Origin of the sequence: Streptomyces griseorubiginosus, from assembly GCF_036345115.1 — a bacterium.
In the GTDB taxonomy this organism is placed as follows: Bacteria; Actinomycetota; Actinomycetes; order Streptomycetales; family Streptomycetaceae; genus Streptomyces; species Streptomyces griseorubiginosus_C.
Genome location: NZ_CP107766.1, coordinates 5800138 through 5818205, shown reverse-complemented (window position 1 = coordinate 5818205; position 18068 = coordinate 5800138). Strand labels below are relative to the sequence as shown.

The window sequence follows — 18068 nt, the reverse complement described above, 5'->3', positions numbered from 1 at the left end:
GCCCGCACGCAGCCGTACTGGTCACGAGGCCGCAACGATCTCCCGCTTGACAGCCGACGCGCCCTTGCCGACCCAGTTCTCCCGGCGTAGACCAGTTCGCACGGGACACCCTCAACGTTCGACGAGGAACGAGGAACGGGGACGTGATGCGCAGCACGAGCAGCACAAACCGAAAGCCCAGGGCAGCGAAGACCGCGGCCGCCGCCCTCGCGGCCGCCCTCGCCCTCTCGCTCAGCGCCTGCGGCGGGGACGACGACAAGAGCAGTGACACCGGTGCGACCGGCGGCAAGGAGACCGGCACCACCGTCACCCTCCCCAAGCTGAACGGCAGCAGCCTCCAGGTGGCCGCCGTGTGGAGCGGCGAGGAGCAGGCCAACTTCAAGAAGGTCCTAGCGGAGTTCGAGAAGCGCACCGGCGCCAAGGTGACCTTCGTGCCCGCGCAGGACCCCATCGTCAACTTCCTGGGCTCGAAGGTCGCGGGCGGTCAGCCGCCGGACATCGCGATGCTCCCGCAGCCCGGCGCCATCAAGCAGGCCGTCGACAAGAAGTGGGCCAAGCCGCTGGGCGCCGAGGCCAAGGCGGAGCTCGCGAAGAACTACTCGCAGGGCTGGCAGGACATCGGCAAGATCGACGGCACCCAGTACGGCGTCTACTACAAGGCCGCCAACAAGTCCCTGATCTGGTACAACGCCAAGGTCTTCGAGAACGCGGGCGCCACCGAGCCGAAGACCTGGGACGAGCTGCTCACCACCGCGCAGACGGTGTACGACTCGGGCGTGACGCCGTTCTCCGTCGGCGGCGCCGAGGGCTGGACCCTCACCGACTGGTTCGAGAACATCTACCTCTCCCAGGCGGGCCCGGAGAAGTACGACCAGCTGGCCAAGCACGAGATCAAGTGGACGGACCCGTCCGTGAAGGACGCGCTGACCACGCTGGCCCAGGTCTGGGGCAAGAAGGACTACGTGGCCGGCGGTGCGAAGGGCGCGCTCCAGACGGACTTCCCGGCCTCCGTCACCCAGACCTTCACCGGCGGCGACCAGCCCAAGGCCGCCATGGTCTACGAGGGCGACTTCGCGCAGGTCAACATCCAGACGGCCAAGGCGAAGGTCGGCACCGACGCGAAGGTCTTCCCCTTCCCGAAGGTCGGCGACACGGCCCCCGTGGTCTCCGGCGGCGACGCGGCCGTGATCCTGAAGGACTCCAAGGCGGCGCAGGCCCTGGCGACCTTCCTGGCCTCCCCGGACGCGGCGACCATCCAGGCCAAGCTCGGCGGCTATCTCTCGCCGAACAAGAGCGTGGACATCTCCTCGTATCCGAACCCGGTGCAGCAGAAGATCGCCAAGGCGCTGATCGACTCGGGTGACGACTTCCGCTTCGACATGTCCGACCAGGCCCCGCAGGCCTTCGGCGGCACGCCCGGCAAGGGCGAGTGGAAGGCGCTCCAGGACTTCCTGACCAACCCGAAGAACATCGCGGGCACCCAGGCCAAGCTGGAGGCCGACGCGGCGGCTGCCTACGGGAACTGAGGCGATGACATCGGCAACCGAGGCAGGGGTCCCACCGGCCCCTGCCTCTCCCAAGTCGCGCAAGAGCGTGACCGGCACCCGCAGGACCGTGGCAGTGCTGTTCCTGCTGCCCGCCCTCGTGCTGCTGGGCGCGCTCGTGGTCTACCCGATCGGGTACTCGCTGGTCCGCAGCTTCTACGACCAGTCCGGCGACGGCTTCGCCGGGATCGACAACTACAAGGCCCTGTTCACCGACGACGGCATCCGCACCGCCCTGAAGAACAACGTCATCTGGGTGGTGTTCGCGCCGACGATCTCCACCGCGCTCGGTCTGATCTTCGCGGTGCTGACGGAGCGGATCCGCTGGGGCACGGCGTTCAAACTGCTCGTCTTCATGCCGATGGCGATCTCGATGCTGGCGGCGGGCATCATCTTCCGCCTCGTCTACGACCAGGACCCGGACAAGGGGTTCGCGAACGCGGTGTGGGTGGGCGTGCACGACACGTTCGCGCCGTCCTCGGCGTTCCCGAAGGCCCACCCCGGCCGGAACTCCCCGCTGGTGCCCCAGGGCGGCGGCTTCGTCACCAAGGCCACGGTCCACACCGGCGGCACGGTCACGCTGCCCCTGGTGGGCGTGGCCCCGGACCAGATGCCGAGTGACGCCAAGAAGGCCGTGGCGCCCCAGGCGGACCCGGGCCGGATCACCGGCACCACCTGGCAGGACTTCACGCGCGGCAAGGGCGTCGGCAAGCTCGGCGGGGTCGACCCCAGCGAACTCGGCTACCCCGGCATGAAGATCGAGGCGGTCAAGGACGGCAAGGTCGTCGAGACGGCGAAGGCGGGCGACGACGGCACCTTCTCCTTCTCGGAGAAGGCGAACGGCGCCCAACTACGGCTTCCGGCGAGCAACTTCAAGGAGGCCTACAACGGGGTCGACTGGCTCGGCCCGTCGCTGGTGACGCCGGCGATCATCGGGTCGTACATCTGGATGTGGGCCGGTTTCGCGATGGTGCTGATCGCGGCCGGGCTCGCGGGCATCCCCCGGGAACTCCTGGAGGCGGCCCGGGTCGACGGCGCGAGCGAGTGGCAGGTCTTCCGCAGGGTCACGGTGCCACTGCTCGCGCCGGTCCTCGCGGTGGTCACCGTGACCCTGATGATCAACGTCCTGAAGATCTTCGACCTGGTCTACATCATCGCCCCGGGCTCCTCGCGGGACGACGCGAACGTGCTCGCCCTGGAGCTGTACCTCAAGGGCTTCTCCGAGGACCAGCCGGGCATCGCGAGCGCCATCTCGGTGTTCCTGCTGCTGCTCGTCATCCCGGTGATGTGGTTCAACATCCGGCGGCTCAGGCGGGAGGTACGGCGATGACGACCCAGGCCGAGAGGCTTCCCGAGACGGCGTCGGCGGGGGGCACGAAGGCGAAGCAGTCCCTCGGCTCCAGGCTGGTCGAGCGGGTCAGCGGCGGGGTGATCAGCGTCCTGCTCGTCCTGGTCGGCCTGTTCTGGCTGGTGCCGACGATCGGTCTGCTGATCTCCTCGCTGCGCAGCCCCGAGGACATGACCGCGAGCGGCTGGTGGACGGTCTTCACCAAGCCGTCCCAGCTCACCCTCGACAGCTACGACAAGCTCCTGCACAACAGCGACATCACCAACTCCATCGTCAACACCATCCTGATCACGGTCCCGGCGACGCTCCTGGTGATCGTCATCGGCGCGCTCGCGGGCTACGCGTTCGCGTGGATGGACTTCCCGGGCCGCGACTGGTGGTTCATGGCCGTGGTCGGTCTGCTGGTGGTGCCGGTGCAGGTGGCGCTCATCCCGATCGCCGAACTCTTCGGCAAGATCGGCCTGTTCGGCAACATCTTCGGCGTGGTCCTCTTCCACACGGGCTTCGGTCTGCCGTTCGCGGTGTTCCTGTTGCGGAACTTCTTCGCCGAGATCCCGCGCGAACTCCTGGAGGCGGCCCGGCTCGACGGCGCGGGTGAACTGCGCCTGTTCGCAAGGGTGGTGCTGCCGCTCGGCGCGCCCGCGATCGCGAGCCTGGGCATCTTCCAGTTCCTGTGGGTGTGGAACGACATGCTGATCGCCCTGGTGTTCACGGACGCCGACAGCCAGCCGATCACGGTCGCCCTCCAGACCCAGATGCGCGCCTTCGCCGACAATGTCGACGTGCTGGCGCCGGGTGCGTTCATCTCGATGGTGATTCCGCTGATCGTGTTCTTCGCGTTCCAGCGGCAGTTCGTGTCCGGTGTGATGGCGGGCGCGGTCAAGTAGCGTCCAGAGCAACCGGGTTGGGGGCGGGCCGACACCGGCCCGCCCCCTTCGCGTTCGCCCGAATGCCGTACGGACCGTAACCAAGGGCGCTCACGGTGCGTTCCCGGGCAGAACTCCCGTGCCGACCCATGGATGTGCCGTGCCCAGGTTCAGTGTCATCGTCCCCGCGTACCAGGTGCAGGCGTATCTGCCCGCCTGCCTGGAATCGGTGCTGTCGCAGTCGTACGACGATCTGGAGCTGATCGTGGTCGACGACCGGTCCCCGGACGCGTGCGGCGAGATCGCCGACGAGTTCGCGGCCCGCGACCCGCGCGTGCGGGCCGTCCACCGGGCGCGCAACGAGGGCCTGGGGCCTGCCCGCAACACGGGGATCGCCGAGGCCACGGGCGACTACCTGGTGTTCCTCGACGGCGACGACACCCTCGCCCCGCACGCGCTGCGGTCGGTCGCCGACCGGCTGAAGGAGACGGGCGAGCCCGACGTCCTGGTCCACGGCCACGCGCTCGTCCCGTGGTCGGGCGAGATCGTCCGCGCCTCCGCCCCGGGCCTGCTCACCGAGGAGGGGCCCGCCCAGTTCCGCCTGGAGGACCGGCCGGGGCTGCTGCGGATGCCGGCGGCCGCCTGGAACAAGGTGTGCCGCAGGGAGTTCGCCGAGCGCGAGGGCTTCGCCTTCCCGCCCGGGCGGCACACGGACCTGCCCTGGACCTGCCCGGTCCTGATGACGGCCGAGTCGATCACCACCCTCGACCGGGTCTGCGTCCACCACCGGCTGCGGCGCCGGAGCGTCCCCGCGGGGGCCGGCCGTAGGGACTTCGACGTCTTCGACCAGTACGACAGGGTCTTCGCGTACGTCGACACGCACCCCGAACTCGCCCAGTGGCGGCCGGTGTTGTTCCGCCGCATGGTGGACGACCTGTGGGCGGTGTTCAGCGGGCGGGGCCGTCTGCCACGGGACGCCCGCGCCGAGTTCCTGCGGCGGGCCCGCGAGCTCTACCGCGCTCACCTCACCCCGGGCCACCCTGCCCCGGTGGGCTCACGGCTGCGGCACACCACGATCCGCCTGGGCCTGTACCGCACCCAACGGACCCTCGAACTGGCCCAGTTGCTCGGCCGGCGGATCGCCGAACCCACCGTCCGGCTCACCAAGGCCCTGCACGCCGCGGCCCTCCGGCTGCACTACCGCGTCCAACTGCGCCTGCCCGTCCGTGAGGACCGCGCCGTCTTCGCCGTGTACGGGGGCCGCGGCCACGGCTGCAACCCCGGTGCGCTGGAGGAGGCGTTCCGCTCCCTCGCCCCGCACATCCGCACCGCGTGGGCCGCCGATCCCGAGCACCACCGCACGATCCCGACCGCGACCCGCCGCCTCACCCCGGACACGGCCGCCTACTGGACGGCACTCGCCCGCTCCAAGTACCTGGTGAACAACACCGACTTCGACCGCCGCCTGGTCAAGCGCCCCGGCCAGGTCCTCGTCCAGACCCAACACGGCACGCCCCTCAAGCACATGGGCCTGGACCTCCAGGAACGCCCGGCGGCCGCAGGAAACCTGGACTTCGCCGCGATGCTCAGGGGCGCCGACCAGTGGGACTACCTGGTCTCCCCCAACCGCCACGCCACCCTCACCTGGGAGCGGGCCCTTCCCGGCGGCTACACCGTGCTTCCCTACGGCCATCCCCGCAACGACGTGTTCCAGCGGGCGACTTCGGAGGACGTACGGCGGCTGCGCGAGTCGCTCGGCGTCCCCGAGGGCACGGTCGCGATCCTGTACGCGCCCACCCACCGCGACTACCGCCGCACCCAGCGCACCACCCTCGACCTGGAGCGGCTCCTGCGCCGCCTCGGCCCCCGCTTCGTCGTCCTGGCCCGCGCCCACCACCGGCACGGCGGCCCGCTCGCCCCCGCCTCGACACCCCGCGTCATCGACGTCAGCGACCATCCGAGCGTGGAGTCCCTGTGCCTGGCCTCGGACGCCCTGGTCACCGACTACTCGTCCCTGATGTTCGACTACGCCGGCCTGGACCGCCCGATCGTGATCCACGCGGACGACCGGGAGGCGTACGAGGCGGCCCGGGGCACCTACTTCGACCTGCGGTCCTTCGCTCCGGGCGCGATCGCGCGCAGCGAGGACGAGCTGATCGACATCTTCGCCACCGGCCACTGGCGCGGCTCCCGCTCCACCCAGCTGCGCTCGGCGTTCCGCGAGCGCTTCTGCCCGTACGACGACGGCCGCGCCGCCGAACGGGTCGTACGCCATGTGGTGCTGGGCGAGCCGGAGTCGCCGTCGGTGATCCCGCCGGCGGAGCGCCACCCGGTGCCGTCGGCGGCGGCCGCGTCGGACCGCTCGCCCCTGACCACGGTGCCGCGTCCCGCGGCGGAGCCGACCGTCACCGAAACCCTCTAGGAGGGCCCATGCCGTCCAGTCCGTCCCGGCCCACACCGAGCCGACCGACGACGTGGCGCCCGGCCGGACGGCCGGGCGCCTGAACGCCGCTTCGTGCGGGGTTACTCGATGACGAGGTCGACCTCGATGTTGCCACGGGTGGCGTTGGAGTAGGGGCAGACCTGGTGGGCCTGCTCGACCAGCTTGCGGCCGGTCTCCGCGTCCACGGTGTCGGGGAGTTCCACGCGCAGGGCGACCTTGAGGCCGAAGCCCTCGCCCTGCTTGCCTATGCCGACCTCGGCGGTGACGGCGGCGTCGCTGACGTCCACCTTGGCCTGGCGGCCGACGAGACCGAGGGCGCTGCCGAAACAGGCGGCGTAACCGGCGGCGAACAGCTGCTCCGGGTTGGTGCCCTGACCGTTGCCGCCCAGCTCCGCCGGCGGGGCCAGCGCCACGTCGATCTTGCCGTCGTTGGTGAAGGCGCGGCCGTCACGGCCGTGGGTGGCGGTGGCGACTGCGGTGTAGAGCGCGTCCATGGAAATCCGTCCCTGGGGGGTGAGTCCTGTTCGGTGCCACAAGTAGAGCACACAATTCAGTTGTGCACAACTAAATGGCTCGCAAGAGCTATCCTGGAGCCATGGACACGTCCCCGACCACCGCCGACTGGCTCCGCCTCGACCAGCAGATCTGTTTCTCCCTGAACGCCGCCTCCCGCGCCTTCGGCGGCGTCTACCGCGTGATCCTCAAGGATCTCGGGATCACCTACCCGCAGTACCTCGTGATGCTCGTGCTCTGGGAGCACGGCGAGCTGCCCGTCAAGAAACTCGGTGAGCACCTGCGCCTCGATTCGGGCACCCTCTCCCCGCTCCTCAAGCGACTGGAGACGGCGGGCCTGGTCCGGCGCGAGCGCAGCGCCCGCGACGAGCGCTCCGTGGAGGTGCGGCTCACCGACGAGGGCCTCGCACTGCGCGAGCGCGCCGCGCAGGTACCGCGCCGGATCGTCTCGGCGACCAGCTTCGACGTGGACGAGATCCGGGCCCTGCGGACCCGCCTCGACGAACTCACCTCCGCACTGGACGCCGCCGTGCACGCGGAGTTGCCCGACGAGGGCTGACCCTTACCGAAAACTAGCGGCGCTTTAGGGCTTGCGCGGCATATGCCCGCCTACGATCCGCCCTGATGAGACATCCCCGTGCCGCCCTGGCCGCCGCCTGGCTCGCCACCCGCGCCCTGATGGTGTGGCTGCTCACCCTGCGAGGGTGGGACGCCATGGGACGCGAGGTGCGGCTCTACCACCACTGGTACGGCGTCCTCGCGCACGGCGCCCACCCGGTGCGCGACACGCTGTGGCAGTACCCGCCGGGCGCGGGACCGCTCCTGCTCTCCCCCGGGCTGCTGCCGGGCCTGACATACTTCCAGGCCTTCGTCGCCCTCACCCTCGCCGCCGACGCGCTGACCGCCCTGGCGCTCGCCCGCGCGGGCACCCGCCCCGGCCGCACCCTGCTCGGCGCCGGCGTCTGGATCGGCGGCCTCCCGCTCCTCCTGCACCTCCCGCTCGCCCGCTACGACGTCCAGGTCACCGCCCTCGCGGTCCTCGCCTTGCTGGCGTCGACGCGCTCCACACGCGTGTGCGGAGCCCTCGCGGCGCTCGCCGCCCTCGTCAAGGTGTGGCCGGTCCTGCTCCTCATGGGCCTTCCGAAGGGGCGGGCGACACGGTCGGCCCGGACCGCGGCCTTGGTGACCGGCACGACCGTGCTCGCGCTCCTCGTGACCCTCTTCGACCACCCCTTCGCGTTCCTGCGCCGACAGGGCGGCCGGGGCGTGCAGATCGAGTCCCTCGGCGGCACGCTCCTCGCCCTGGCCCGGCACGCCGGCTGGCCGGGGAAGGTGCGGTACCGGTACGGGGCACTGGAGTACACGGGGCCGTACGTCTCGACGGTCGCGCACGTCTCCCTTGCCCTCACGGTCGTAGCCCTGGCTCTGGTGCTGCTGTGGCGGGCCCGTGCCCGGCACTGGGGCGAGGCGACGCCGTACGACGCCGCCCTGTCCGCCGTGCTGCTGATCACCGTCACGAGCCGGGTGATCAGCCCGCAGTACCTGATCTGGCTGCTGGGCCTGGCCGCCGTGTGCCTGACCTCCCGGCACACCACCCAACGCCCGGTCGCCGCGCTGGTCCTGGCTGCGACAGCGGTCAGCGCCGTGGTGTACCCGGTGCTGTACGACCAGGTCGCGGCTGCCACCTGGACGGGCTGCGCGCTGATGGTCGTACGCAACGGACTGCTGGGCGCGGCGGCGGTGCTGTCCTTCACACGCGTGTGGCGCTCTTCGGCCGGGGTTCCGCCACCACGCGTGTCAGCCGGTTCACGAGCCGTGACTCCGGTGGTCCCCTCCGGGTCCGGCCGCCTGGTTCACTGATACGCGGAACGGGTCAACCGACGAGGGGACGGCCGTACATGACCTGGCTGATCACCGGCGGCGCCGGCTACATCGGGGCGCACGTCGTGAGGGCGATGACCGAGGCGGGCGAGCAGGTGGTCGTGTACGACGACCTGTCCACCGGCATCGCCGAGCGGGTGCCGGCCGAGGTGCCGCTGGTGGTGGGCTCCACGCTGGACGCCGAGCGCATCGCGCACACCCTCGCGGACCACGAGGTCACGGGAGTGGTCCACCTGGCGGCGAAGAAGCAGGTGGGCGAGTCGGTGGACCGTCCCCTGCACTACTACCGGGAGAACGTCGAGGGCCTGCGCGTCCTGCTGGAGGCGGTGACGACGGCCCGGGTCCCCTCCTTCGTCTTCTCGTCCTCGGCGGCGGTCTACGGCACGCCGGACGTCCCGCTGGTGACCGAGCGGACCCCGTGCGCGCCGATGTCCCCGTACGGCGAGACCAAGCTGGCCGGCGAGTGGCTGGTCCGCGCCACGGGCCGCGCGACCGGCCTGTCCACGGCGTCCCTGCGCTACTTCAACGTGGCGGGCGCGGCGGCCCCCGAGCTGGCCGACACCGGCGTCTTCAACCTGATCCCGATGGTCTTCGAGAGGCTCACCGAGAACGCCGCCCCGCGCATCTTCGGCGACGACTACGACACCCCCGACGGCACCTGCGTCCGCGACTACATCCACGTCTCGGACCTGGCCGAGGCCCATGTGGCCGCCGCCCGTGCCCTCCAGTCCTCGCCCGGCCGTGACCTCACCGTCAACATCGGCCGCGGCGAGGGCGTCTCCGTCCGCGAGATGATCGACCACATCAACGCCCTCACCGGCCACGACCGCCCCCCGACGGTCGCCCCGCGCCGACCCGGGGACCCGGCCCGGGTCGTCGCCTCGTCGGACCTGGCGGCGACCGAACTCGGCTGGAAGGCGAAGCATGACGTTCAGGACATGATCTCGTCGGCTTGGGAGGGGTGGGTGCGGTTGCATCCGGGGGCGGGGAGGGGGTGAGGGGTCGGCGGTGCCGGGCCGGGGGTGAGAGGGACGGGGGGGCCGGGGCCGGCGGTGAGTGGGCGGGGGTGGGCGCGCGGGGGTGAGTGGGCGGGGGTGAGTGGGCGGCTCGGCCCCGGCGCTGCGAGCCGGGGCGCGTGTCGTCCGCGTATCGAAAATCGCATACGCCCGGGCAACACCCGGTCGCCTTGACTGGCCGTATGTCCTCCAGCGAACCAGTACGAGCAGCAGTCGGGAACCCGGTCGTCAGGCCGGTCAGCGCGGCCGACCATCTGGCGTTCGTGCGGGCGCAGCGGTCGGTCAGCTTTCTGCAGACGCCGGCGTGGGGCCGCGTCAAGACCGAGTGGCGCAGCGAGTCCCTGGGCTGGTTCGACGGTCGGCGCCTGGTCGGCGCGGGGCTCGTGCTGTACCGGCCGGTGCCGCGGCTGGACCGTTTCACCCTGGCGTATCTGCCCGAGGGCCCGGTCATCGACTGGAGCGGCGACATCGGCAGGTGGCTCGATCCGCTGGCGGCCCATCTCAGGACCCGCGGGGCGTTCGCGATCCGGCTCGGCCCGCCGGTGGTCACGGGCTCCTGGAGCGCCGCCCAGGTCAAGGAGGGCCTCGCCGATCCGGGCGTAAGGCGGCTGACCGACCTGCCTGGCCAGTGGGCCGACCCGGTCGGCGCCCGGGTGAGCAGCGGGCTGAAGGACGCGGGCTGGCTGCCGCAGAGTCCGCGGGACGGGTTCGGGGTCGGGCATCCCCAGTTCAAGTACGAGGTCCCGCTGGCCGGAAGGACCGAGGACGAGCTGCTCAGGGGTATGAACCAGCAGTGGCGCCGCAACATCAGGAAAGCCGCCAAGGAGGGCGTAGAGGTCTCGGTCGGCGCCGGCGGCAAGGATCTCAAGGCGTTTCACGACCTCTACGTCCACACCGCCCAGCGCGACCGCTTCACACCCCGGCCGCTGCGCTACTTCGAGACCATGTTCGCGGCGCTCAGTGCCGAGGCCCCCGAGCGGATCACGCTCTACCTGGCCCACCACCAGGGCGACTTGGTCGCCGCCACGGTCCTCGTCCGTGTCGGCGGCCGCGCGGTGTACGCCTACGGCGCCTCCGCCACCGACAAACGCGAGGTGCGCGGCTCCAACGCCTGCCAGTGGGCGATGATCCGCGACGCCCGCACCGCCGGCTGCGACATCTACGACCTGCGCGGCATCACCCCCACCCTCACCGCCGACGACCCACACGTCGGCCTTGTCCGCTTCAAATCCGGCCTGGGCGGCCGGGCAGTGCGGTACGTCGGCGAGTGGGACCTGCCGCTGCGGCCGATGGTGTACCGGGGGTTCGAGCTTTATATGCGGCGGCGTGGACGTTGAAGGACGGGGTGGCGCGGGCGCTGCGTGGCGTGGGGGCGCGGGCGCTGCCTCACGTGCCGGCGCGGGCGCTGCGTGGTGTGGGGCGCGGACGCTGCATTACGTGGCCGCGTGGATGCTGAACCACGGGCACCGGCCCGGGTACTGGCGCGCCCGGCGGCGTCGGCAATGCCCCACCCCGCCGACTACGCGAGCGCGCTGGCGACTTCGTCGAGGTGTGCCCCGCGGGAAGCCTTGACCAGGACCACATCACCGGTCCTGAGGGACCCGCGCAGCCAGTCGACGGCCGCGTCGTTGCCGGCGAGGACCACCGCCCGCCCTCCCGCACCGTCGGCGACCGGCCGGGCCGCCTCGCCGACGACAACCACCACGTCGGCCCGGGCGGCGGCGTACGCCCCGACCGCGCGGTGCTCGGCCTCGCTGTCGTCGCCGAGTTCGAGCATCTCGCCGAGTACGGCGATACGGCGCCCGCCCTCGACGGCTGCCAACGCGTCCAGCGCGGCCCGGGTCGAGTCGGGGTTGGCGTTGTAGGAGTCGTTGAGCAGCGTTGCCCCGCAAGCAAGGCCCCGCCGCTCCATCCGCCACGGCGACAGCGAGGCCGTGGCCAGCGCAGCCGTGGCCCGGCCGAGGGGCACCCCGGCCGCGAGGGCCGCCGCCGCGGCCGCCGACGCGTTGAGCACCTGGTGGGCGCCGACGAGGGGCAGCGTGAGGTGGGCGGAGGCGGCGCCGGCCCGCAGGGTGCAGGACGGCCGGCCGTGCCGGTCGAGGGTCAGGTCGAGTGCCCGTACGTCGGCGTGGGCGGCCCGGCCGAAGGTCGACACCGGACCACAGGTGAGCGCGCGCATCGCGGCCACCCGGGGATCGTCGGCGTTGAGGACGGCGGTGCCACCGGGCGTGAGCCCCCGCACCAGTTCGCCCTTGGTCCTGGCGATGGCGGCGCGCGACCCGAACTCGCCGAGGTGAGCCATGCCGACGTTCAAGACGACACCGATGTCCGGCGCGACCAGGCCGGTGAGTTCGGCGATGTCGCCGACATGGCGGGCTCCCATCTCCAGGACGAGGAACCGGGTGGCTGCCCGGGCCCGCAGCATGGTGAGCGGCACACCGAGCTCGTTGTTGAGCGAGCCGGCCGTGGCGACCGTCGGCCCTGCGGCCGACAGCACGGCCGCCAGCAGGTCCTTGGTGCCAGTCTTGCCCTGCGACCCGGTCACCCCGACGACGGTCAGCCCGTCACGCAACCGGGCCACCACGTGGGTGGCGAGTCTCTGCAACGCGCCCCGTACGTCCTCCACGACGACGGTGGGCAGTGGCGTGGGCCGGGAGCCGAGCACGGCCACCGCACCGGCCCGCCCCGCCTGTTCCGCGTAATCGTGGCCGTCGGCGCGCGCACCGGCGAAAGCGACGAAGAGGCCGCCCGGCTCAGCCCGCCGGCTGTCGAGCACGGCCGGCGCGGTCACGGTCACGGAGTTGTCACCCGCGAGCTTTCCATCGACGATTTCGGCGATCTCGCCGAGCCCGAGCGGGATCACGGCAATTCCCCGGACGTCATGCCTGATGTTGTGCGAGTCATTCCTCCAGTCAAAGGAGCGGGACGTATCGCGGGCATATCGAAAACGCCATACGTTCCGGCAACGGCACACGGCGTTGCCTTGAGGAATGACCCACAGCGAAACGACCCGCATCACCGTGTACGGGTGCGGCCCGGACGAAGCCGTATTGTTCCGCGAGTTGGCGCCCGGTCTCGGCGTACGGCCGGTCGTCACCGACGCACCGTTGTCCGAGGACAATGCGGAACTGGCCGCCGGCGGCCGCTGCGTCAGCGTAGGCCACAAGACCGTCATCACCCGTGCCGCACTGCGCGCACTCGGTCGAGCCGGCGTCACGTACATCTCCACACGGAGCATCGGCTGCAACCACATCGACGTGGAATACGCGGACAGCATCGGCGTCTTCGTGGAAAACGTCTCGTATTCGCCGGACAGCGTCGCCGACTACACGCTGATGCTCATGCTGATGGCGCTACGGGACGCGAAAGCCACCGTCCGCCGCACCGACCTGCATGATTACCGGCTGAGTGAGGTGCGCGGGAGGGAACTGCGCGATCTGACGGTCGGCGTGATCGGGACGGGACGTATAGGCGCGGCGGTCATGGACCGGCTCCGGGGGTTCGGCTGCCGCGTCCTGGCTTATGACAAGCGCCCCGTGGACCGTCCCGGCCCCCGTGTCGAGCACGTTCCGCTCGACGAACTCCTGCACCGGAGCGACCTGGTCACGCTGCACACGCCGCTCAACGCGGCCACGCACCACCTGCTGAACCGGCAGCGCCTGGCGCGGCTGAAGGACGGCGCGCTGATCGTCAACACCGCACGGGGCGGGCTCATCGACACCGAGGCGCTGGTCCAGGAGCTGGAGAGCGGCAGGCTGGGCGGCGCGGCGCTGGACGTCGTGGAGGGCGAGGAAGGCGTCTTCTACGCCGACTGCCGGGACAAACCCGTGGAAAGCAAAGCGCTGTTGCGGCTCCAGGAGCTGCCGAACGCGCTCATCACCCCGCACACCGCCTACTACACGGATCACGCCCTGCGCGACACCGTGCGGAACTCCCTCACCAACTGCCTGACTTTCGAAAGCGGGAATCGGCATGCCTAGGCTCAAGGTCGGCGTCGTATTCGGAGGCCGTTCCGAGGAACACCCCGTCTCCCTCAAGTCCGCGCGCGAGGTGGCCCAAAACCTCGATCCCGAGAAATACGAGCCCCTCTACATCGGGATCACCAAGAGCGGTTCCTGGAGGCTCTGCGACGGGCCCGACCCGGGATGGGAGAACGGCGACTGTCGTCCCGTCGCGCTGTCGCCGGACAGCGACACACACGGGCTGCTCGTGCTGGAGGAGGGCCGCTACAGCACGATCCGCCTGGACGTGGTGCTGCCCGTCCTGCACGGCCCATTCGGCGAGGACGGTGCGATGCAGGGTCTGCTGGAACTCTCCGGCATCCCCTACATAGGCTGCGACATCCAGAGTTCCGCGCTGTGCATGGACAAATCCCTCGCCTATGTCGTCGCCAGAAGCGCGGGAATCTCCACACCGAATTTCTGGACCGTCACGGCGGACGAGACCGTCGACCCCACCCGGCTCACCTATCCGGTCTTCGTGAAGCCGGCCCGGTCGGGATCGTCCTTCGGCGTCACGAAAGTGTCCCGACGGGAGGAACTTCGCAGTGCGGTGGAGACGGCACGGCGGTACGACGCGAAAGTGCTGATCGAGGAGGCCGTCGTCGGCAGCGAGATCGGCTGCGCCGTTCTCGGGAACGAGTCCGATCTCGTCGTGGGCGAGGTGGACCGGATCGCCCTCTCCCACGGTTTCTTCAGGATCCATCAGGAAGACGCCCCCGAGACCGGTTCCGACAACTCCACGGCGATCGTTCCCGCCGACATACCGGAGGAGTCACGGCTCCTCGTCCAGGAGACGGCCAAGGCCGTGTACCGCGCCCTGGGATGCAGGGGCCTCTCGCGGGTGGACATGTTCCTCAAGGAGGACGGAGAAGTGGTCCTCAACGAGGTCAACACCTTTCCCGGCATGACCTCGTACAGCCGTTATCCGCGAATGATGGCGGCAGCGGGTCTGCCGCTCTCCGAGGTGATCGACCGGACGGTCTCCCTCGCTCTGACAGGCAAGACCCGATGAAGCCGATGGAAATGACGAGGCCGATGGAGTCGACGACGGACGACTTCTTCTTCGTGGACGACCTGGCATCCGGAATACGCTGGGACGCCAAGTACGCCACCTGGGACAACTTCACCGGCAAACCGGTGGACGGATACCTGGCCAATCGAGTCGTCGGTACGAGAGCCCTGTGCGCGGCCCTTGAACGGGCGCAACGGAAAGCCGCGTCAGCGGGGTTCGGCCTGCTGCTCTGGGACGGCTATCGCCCGCAGCACGCCGTCGACTGCTTTCTGCGCTGGTCGCGGCAGCCGGAGGACGGCCGCACGAAGGCGCGTCACTATCCCCGTATCGGCAGGGCCGAGATGTTCGAGCGGGGATATGTGGCCGCCAGGTCGGGGCACAGCCGGGGCGGCACCGTCGACCTCACGCTCTACGACCTGGCCACGAACGAGCTCGTCCCCATGGGCGGCGACCACGACCTGATGGACCCCGTCTCCCACCACGGCGCCCCAGGCATCACACCTGCCGAGACGCGGAACCGCCGGCACCTGCGGTCCATCATGGAGGCCTGCGGATTCAGCGCGTACGAGCGCGAGTGGTGGCACTACACGCTCGACGACGAACCGTATCCGGACACCTACTTCGACTTCCCCATCGCGTAGGCCCACGGGCCACCACCACAGCCGCCGGGACCGTGATGCCGGTCCCGGCGGCTTTCCGCCGCTCGGCCCACGTCCACGGCGGCTCAGAGCGCCTTCAGCGCCTCCGTCGTCGCGTGCGCCAGCGCCGCGATGTACCCCTTCGGCAGCTTCGGGCTGCGGATCACGACGGAACGCCAGTACAGGGGGCCCGAGATCAGGTCGAGGGCCAGTTCGTCGTTGAGGCCGGGCCGGATCTCACCGCGCTGCTCCGCCGCCACGATGATCTTGCTGGCGACGCCCTCCTGGCCCTTCTGCAGAGCGTTCTGGAGAGCCTCGGCGATCTCGGGGTTACGGGCGGCCTCGGCCTGGAGGTCCGGGAGGATCTGCGAGGCCACGGGGTGCCGCAGCGCCCGGGACGTCACCTCGTACAGCATCCGCAGGTCGTCCTGGAGCGAGCCCGTGTCCGGCACCGGCAGGCCCAGCACCGCGATCTCCGAGACGACGTCGAGGACCAGGTGCAGCTTGGACCGCCAGCGGCGGTACACCGCGGTCTTGCCGACGCCCGCGCGGCGCGCGATGCCCTCTATCGACATCCGCGCGTACCCGACGGCCGCGAGCTCCTCGAAGACGGCTGCCCGAATGGCTTCCGTCACGTCCTCGCGCAGTACGGCGGCTCCGGCCGGGGCACGGCGGCGCGGACGGGTCTGCGGCGCGTCGGCGTTGGTCGTCATGCGGACCAGCATAGGGCGTAGCGACGAAACGGTCCCGTTCCGACGCGATTCGGCGCGGCCAGGGGCGTTGCGACGATACGGCAGCGTCCCGACGCGCCACGTCACGACGATACGGTTACGTCCCGACGTCACTCGTGACGACGAAACGGTTGCGTTCCGACGCTCTCTCGTCCTACGCTCACGTTGCGACGATACGGTCCCGTCCCGACGTAAGAAAACGTGAAGAGACACGTAAGGAAACATCGGGTGACGGACCCACCCGCCGCACCCGCACCACGCACCACCACGCATCACGCGCCACCCCACCCCCCGAACGAAAGCAGCGGATGTGAGCCAGGTCCTCGACACACCGCCCCCCACAGCGGCCCCGGCCGACGACGACCTCGCGGCCCTTGCCGCCCGTCACGGCCTCGCGGTCAGCGGTGCCCGTCCCTCCCTGCCCGTGTACGTCAGCCAGTTGTGGGCGCGGCGGCACTTCATCACCGCGTTCGCGACCGCCAAGCTCACCGCGCAGTACAGCCAGGCGAAGCTGGGCCAGGTCTGGCAGGTGATGAACCCGCTCCTGAACGCGGCGGTGTACTTCTTCATCTTCGGTGTGCTCCTGGGCACCAAGAAGGGCGTGCCGGACTACATCCCGTTCCTGGTGACGGGCGTGTTCATCTGGACGTTCACGCAGAGCTCGATCCTGGCGGGCACCCGCGCGATCTCCGGCAACCTGGGCCTGGTACGGGCGCTGCACTTCCCGCGGGCCGCGCTGCCGCTCTCGTTCTGCCTCCAGCAGCTCCAGCAGCTGCTGTTCTCGATGGCCGCGCTGGTCGTGATCCTGCTCTGCTTCGGCGTGCCGGTCTCCGCGTCCTGGCTGCTGGCGATCCCGGCGCTGGTGCTCCAGTTCACCTTCAACGCCGGCGTCTCGATGATCATGGCCCGGATGGGCGCCAAGACGCCGGACATCGCTCAGCTGATGCCGTTCATCCTGCGCACGTGGATGTACGTCTCCGGCGTGATGTGGAGCATCGACAAGCTGGCCAAGGGCCACCACGACTGGCCGCACTGGGTGGTCCCGGTCCTCCAGTCCAACCCGGCCGCCGTCTACATCGACCTGATGCGCTACGCCCTGATCGACAGCTTCCACTCCAGCCAGCTGCCGCACCACGTGTGGCCGATCGCCGCGGGCTGGGCGCTGATCGCCGGCGTCGGCGGGTTCATCTACTTCTGGAAGGCTGAGGAGACGTACGGCCGTGGCTGACATCGAGAACGACCAGATCCCCACCGTCGTCGTCGACGGCGTCGACATCGTCTACCGCGTCAACGGCACCGGCGCCGGCAAGGGATCCGCCACCGCCGCCCTCAACCGCATGCTGCGCCGGGGGCAGGCCGAGAAGGCGGCGGGCGTACGCAAGGTGCACGCGGTCAAGAACGTCTCCTTCGTCGCCTACAAGGGCGAGGCCATCGGCCTGATCGGCACCAACGGCTCCGGCAAGTCGACGCTGCTGAAGGCGGTCGCGGGCCTGCTCCCGGTCGAGAACGGCCGTATCTACACCGACGGCCAGCCCTCCCTGCTCGGCGTGAACGCGGCCCTGATGAACGACCTCACCGGCGAGCGCAACGTCTACCTCGGCGGCCTTGCGATGGGCATGTCCCGCGAGCAGGTCAGGGACCGCTACCAGGAGATCGTCGACTTCTCCGGCATCAACGAGAAGGGCGACTTCATCACCCTCCCGATGCGCACCTACTCCTCCGGCATGGCGGCCCGCCTGCGCTTCTCCATCGCGGCCGCCAAGGACCACGACGTGCTGCTCATCGACGAGGCGCTCGCGACCGGTGACCGCTCCTTCCAGAAGCGTTCCGAGGACCGCATCCGCGAGCTGCGCAAGCACGCGGGCACGGTGTTCCTGGTCAGCCACAGCAACAAGTCCATCCGCGACACCTGCGACCGGGTGCTGTGGCTGGAGCGCGGCGAACTGCGCATGGACGGCCCGACCGACGAGGTCCTGGCGGCCTACGAGGACTTCACGGGCGGCCCCGACAAGGCCAAGCCGCAGCCGAGGGTCGCCGCCTGACGCCACGGCACTTGAACTCACGACCGAACCACG

The 18068-nt window shown here is 70.3% G+C and carries 16 protein-coding genes; 13 read left to right on the top strand and 3 right to left on the bottom strand.

Annotated features, from left to right (window positions below; genetic code table 11):
- Positions 1-146 precede the first annotated feature (146 nt).
- The 4 genes from OHN19_RS26330 (at position 147) to OHN19_RS26315 (ending at position 6180) form a co-directional block, all read left to right on the top strand.
- On the top strand, positions 147-1526 hold the full coding sequence (locus OHN19_RS26330) for an ABC transporter substrate-binding protein (protein ID WP_330266561.1): 1380 nt from the start codon (positions 147-149) through the stop codon (positions 1524-1526).
- 4 nt (positions 1527-1530) lie between these two features.
- Positions 1531-2874, top strand: coding sequence for a sugar ABC transporter permease (locus OHN19_RS26325; RefSeq protein ID WP_330266560.1), 1344 nt, complete (start codon positions 1531-1533; stop codon positions 2872-2874).
- Complete coding sequence (locus OHN19_RS26320) at positions 2871-3779, top strand: carbohydrate ABC transporter permease (RefSeq protein ID WP_330266559.1); 909 nt, start codon at positions 2871-2873, stop codon at positions 3777-3779. The genes OHN19_RS26325 and OHN19_RS26320 overlap by 4 nt, the downstream gene beginning before the upstream one ends.
- 139 nt (positions 3780-3918) lie before the next feature.
- Positions 3919-6180, top strand: a complete 2262-nt coding sequence (locus OHN19_RS26315) for a bifunctional glycosyltransferase family 2 protein/CDP-glycerol:glycerophosphate glycerophosphotransferase (protein ID WP_330266558.1) — start codon at positions 3919-3921, stop codon at positions 6178-6180.
- A gap of 101 nt (positions 6181-6281) precedes the next feature.
- Here the strand turns inward: OHN19_RS26315 and OHN19_RS26310 are convergent, their stop codons facing one another.
- On the bottom strand, positions 6282-6695 hold the full coding sequence (locus tag OHN19_RS26310; protein ID WP_123761118.1) for an organic hydroperoxide resistance protein: 414 nt from the start codon (positions 6693-6695) through the stop codon (positions 6282-6284).
- Positions 6696-6796: 101 nt separating this feature from the next.
- Between OHN19_RS26310 and OHN19_RS26305 the strand changes: the two genes are divergently transcribed.
- The 4 genes from OHN19_RS26305 to OHN19_RS26290 all read left to right on the top strand — a co-directional run bounded on the left by OHN19_RS26305 (position 6797) and on the right by OHN19_RS26290 (position 10948).
- Positions 6797-7273: a MarR family transcriptional regulator gene (locus OHN19_RS26305; protein ID WP_330266557.1), complete on the top strand. Its 477-nt coding sequence runs from the start codon at positions 6797-6799 to the stop codon at positions 7271-7273.
- A gap of 65 nt (positions 7274-7338) precedes the next feature.
- The gene (locus tag OHN19_RS26300; protein WP_330266556.1) at positions 7339-8574 is read left to right on the top strand and encodes a glycosyltransferase 87 family protein; all 1236 of its coding nucleotides are present in this window, start codon (positions 7339-7341) and stop codon (positions 8572-8574) included.
- Positions 8575-8612: 38 nt separating this feature from the next.
- Positions 8613-9593, top strand: a complete 981-nt coding sequence (gene galE / locus OHN19_RS26295) for a UDP-glucose 4-epimerase GalE (RefSeq protein WP_330266555.1) — start codon at positions 8613-8615, stop codon at positions 9591-9593.
- A gap of 200 nt (positions 9594-9793) precedes the next feature.
- Positions 9794-10948, top strand: a complete 1155-nt coding sequence (locus OHN19_RS26290; RefSeq protein ID WP_330266554.1) for a lipid II:glycine glycyltransferase FemX — start codon at positions 9794-9796, stop codon at positions 10946-10948.
- A 182-nt stretch (positions 10949-11130) separates the two neighbouring features.
- On the opposite strand, the gene OHN19_RS26285 is transcribed toward OHN19_RS26290, so the two are convergent.
- Positions 11131-12474 (bottom strand): UDP-N-acetylmuramoyl-tripeptide--D-alanyl-D-alanine ligase, encoded by a 1344-nt coding sequence (locus tag OHN19_RS26285; RefSeq protein WP_330266553.1) that lies wholly within the window; start codon positions 12472-12474, stop codon positions 11131-11133.
- Positions 12475-12601: 127 nt separating this feature from the next.
- Between OHN19_RS26285 and OHN19_RS26280 the strand changes: the two genes are divergently transcribed.
- From OHN19_RS26280 to vanX, 3 genes are read left to right on the top strand one after another with little or no spacing between them, the layout of a single operon-like run.
- The gene (locus tag OHN19_RS26280) at positions 12602-13591 is read left to right on the top strand and encodes a D-isomer specific 2-hydroxyacid dehydrogenase family protein (protein WP_330266552.1); all 990 of its coding nucleotides are present in this window, start codon (positions 12602-12604) and stop codon (positions 13589-13591) included.
- Positions 13584-14624, top strand: a complete 1041-nt coding sequence (gene vanA-Sc / locus OHN19_RS26275; RefSeq protein ID WP_330266551.1) for a D-alanine--(R)-lactate ligase VanA-Sc — start codon at positions 13584-13586, stop codon at positions 14622-14624. The genes OHN19_RS26280 and vanA-Sc overlap by 8 nt, the downstream gene beginning before the upstream one ends.
- A 23-nt stretch (positions 14625-14647) precedes the next feature.
- Positions 14648-15265, top strand: a complete 618-nt coding sequence (vanX, locus tag OHN19_RS26270) for a D-Ala-D-Ala dipeptidase VanX (protein WP_330269714.1) — start codon at positions 14648-14650, stop codon at positions 15263-15265.
- Between the two features lie 83 nt (positions 15266-15348).
- On the opposite strand, the gene OHN19_RS26265 is transcribed toward vanX, so the two are convergent.
- Entirely contained in the window at positions 15349-15987 is a 639-nt protein-coding gene (locus OHN19_RS26265; protein ID WP_330266550.1) for a TetR/AcrR family transcriptional regulator, read from the bottom strand.
- Positions 15988-16303: 316 nt separating this feature from the next.
- On the opposite strand from OHN19_RS26265, the gene OHN19_RS26260 reads away from it, so the two are divergent.
- Both OHN19_RS26260 and OHN19_RS26255 read left to right on the top strand, forming a co-directional pair.
- The gene (locus OHN19_RS26260) at positions 16304-17221 is read left to right on the top strand and encodes an ABC transporter permease (RefSeq protein WP_123761123.1); all 918 of its coding nucleotides are present in this window, start codon (positions 16304-16306) and stop codon (positions 17219-17221) included.
- Positions 17214-18035, top strand: coding sequence for an ABC transporter ATP-binding protein (locus OHN19_RS26255; RefSeq protein ID WP_330266549.1), 822 nt, complete (start codon positions 17214-17216; stop codon positions 18033-18035). The genes OHN19_RS26260 and OHN19_RS26255 overlap by 8 nt, the downstream gene beginning before the upstream one ends.
- The last annotated feature ends 33 nt before the right edge of the window (positions 18036-18068 follow it).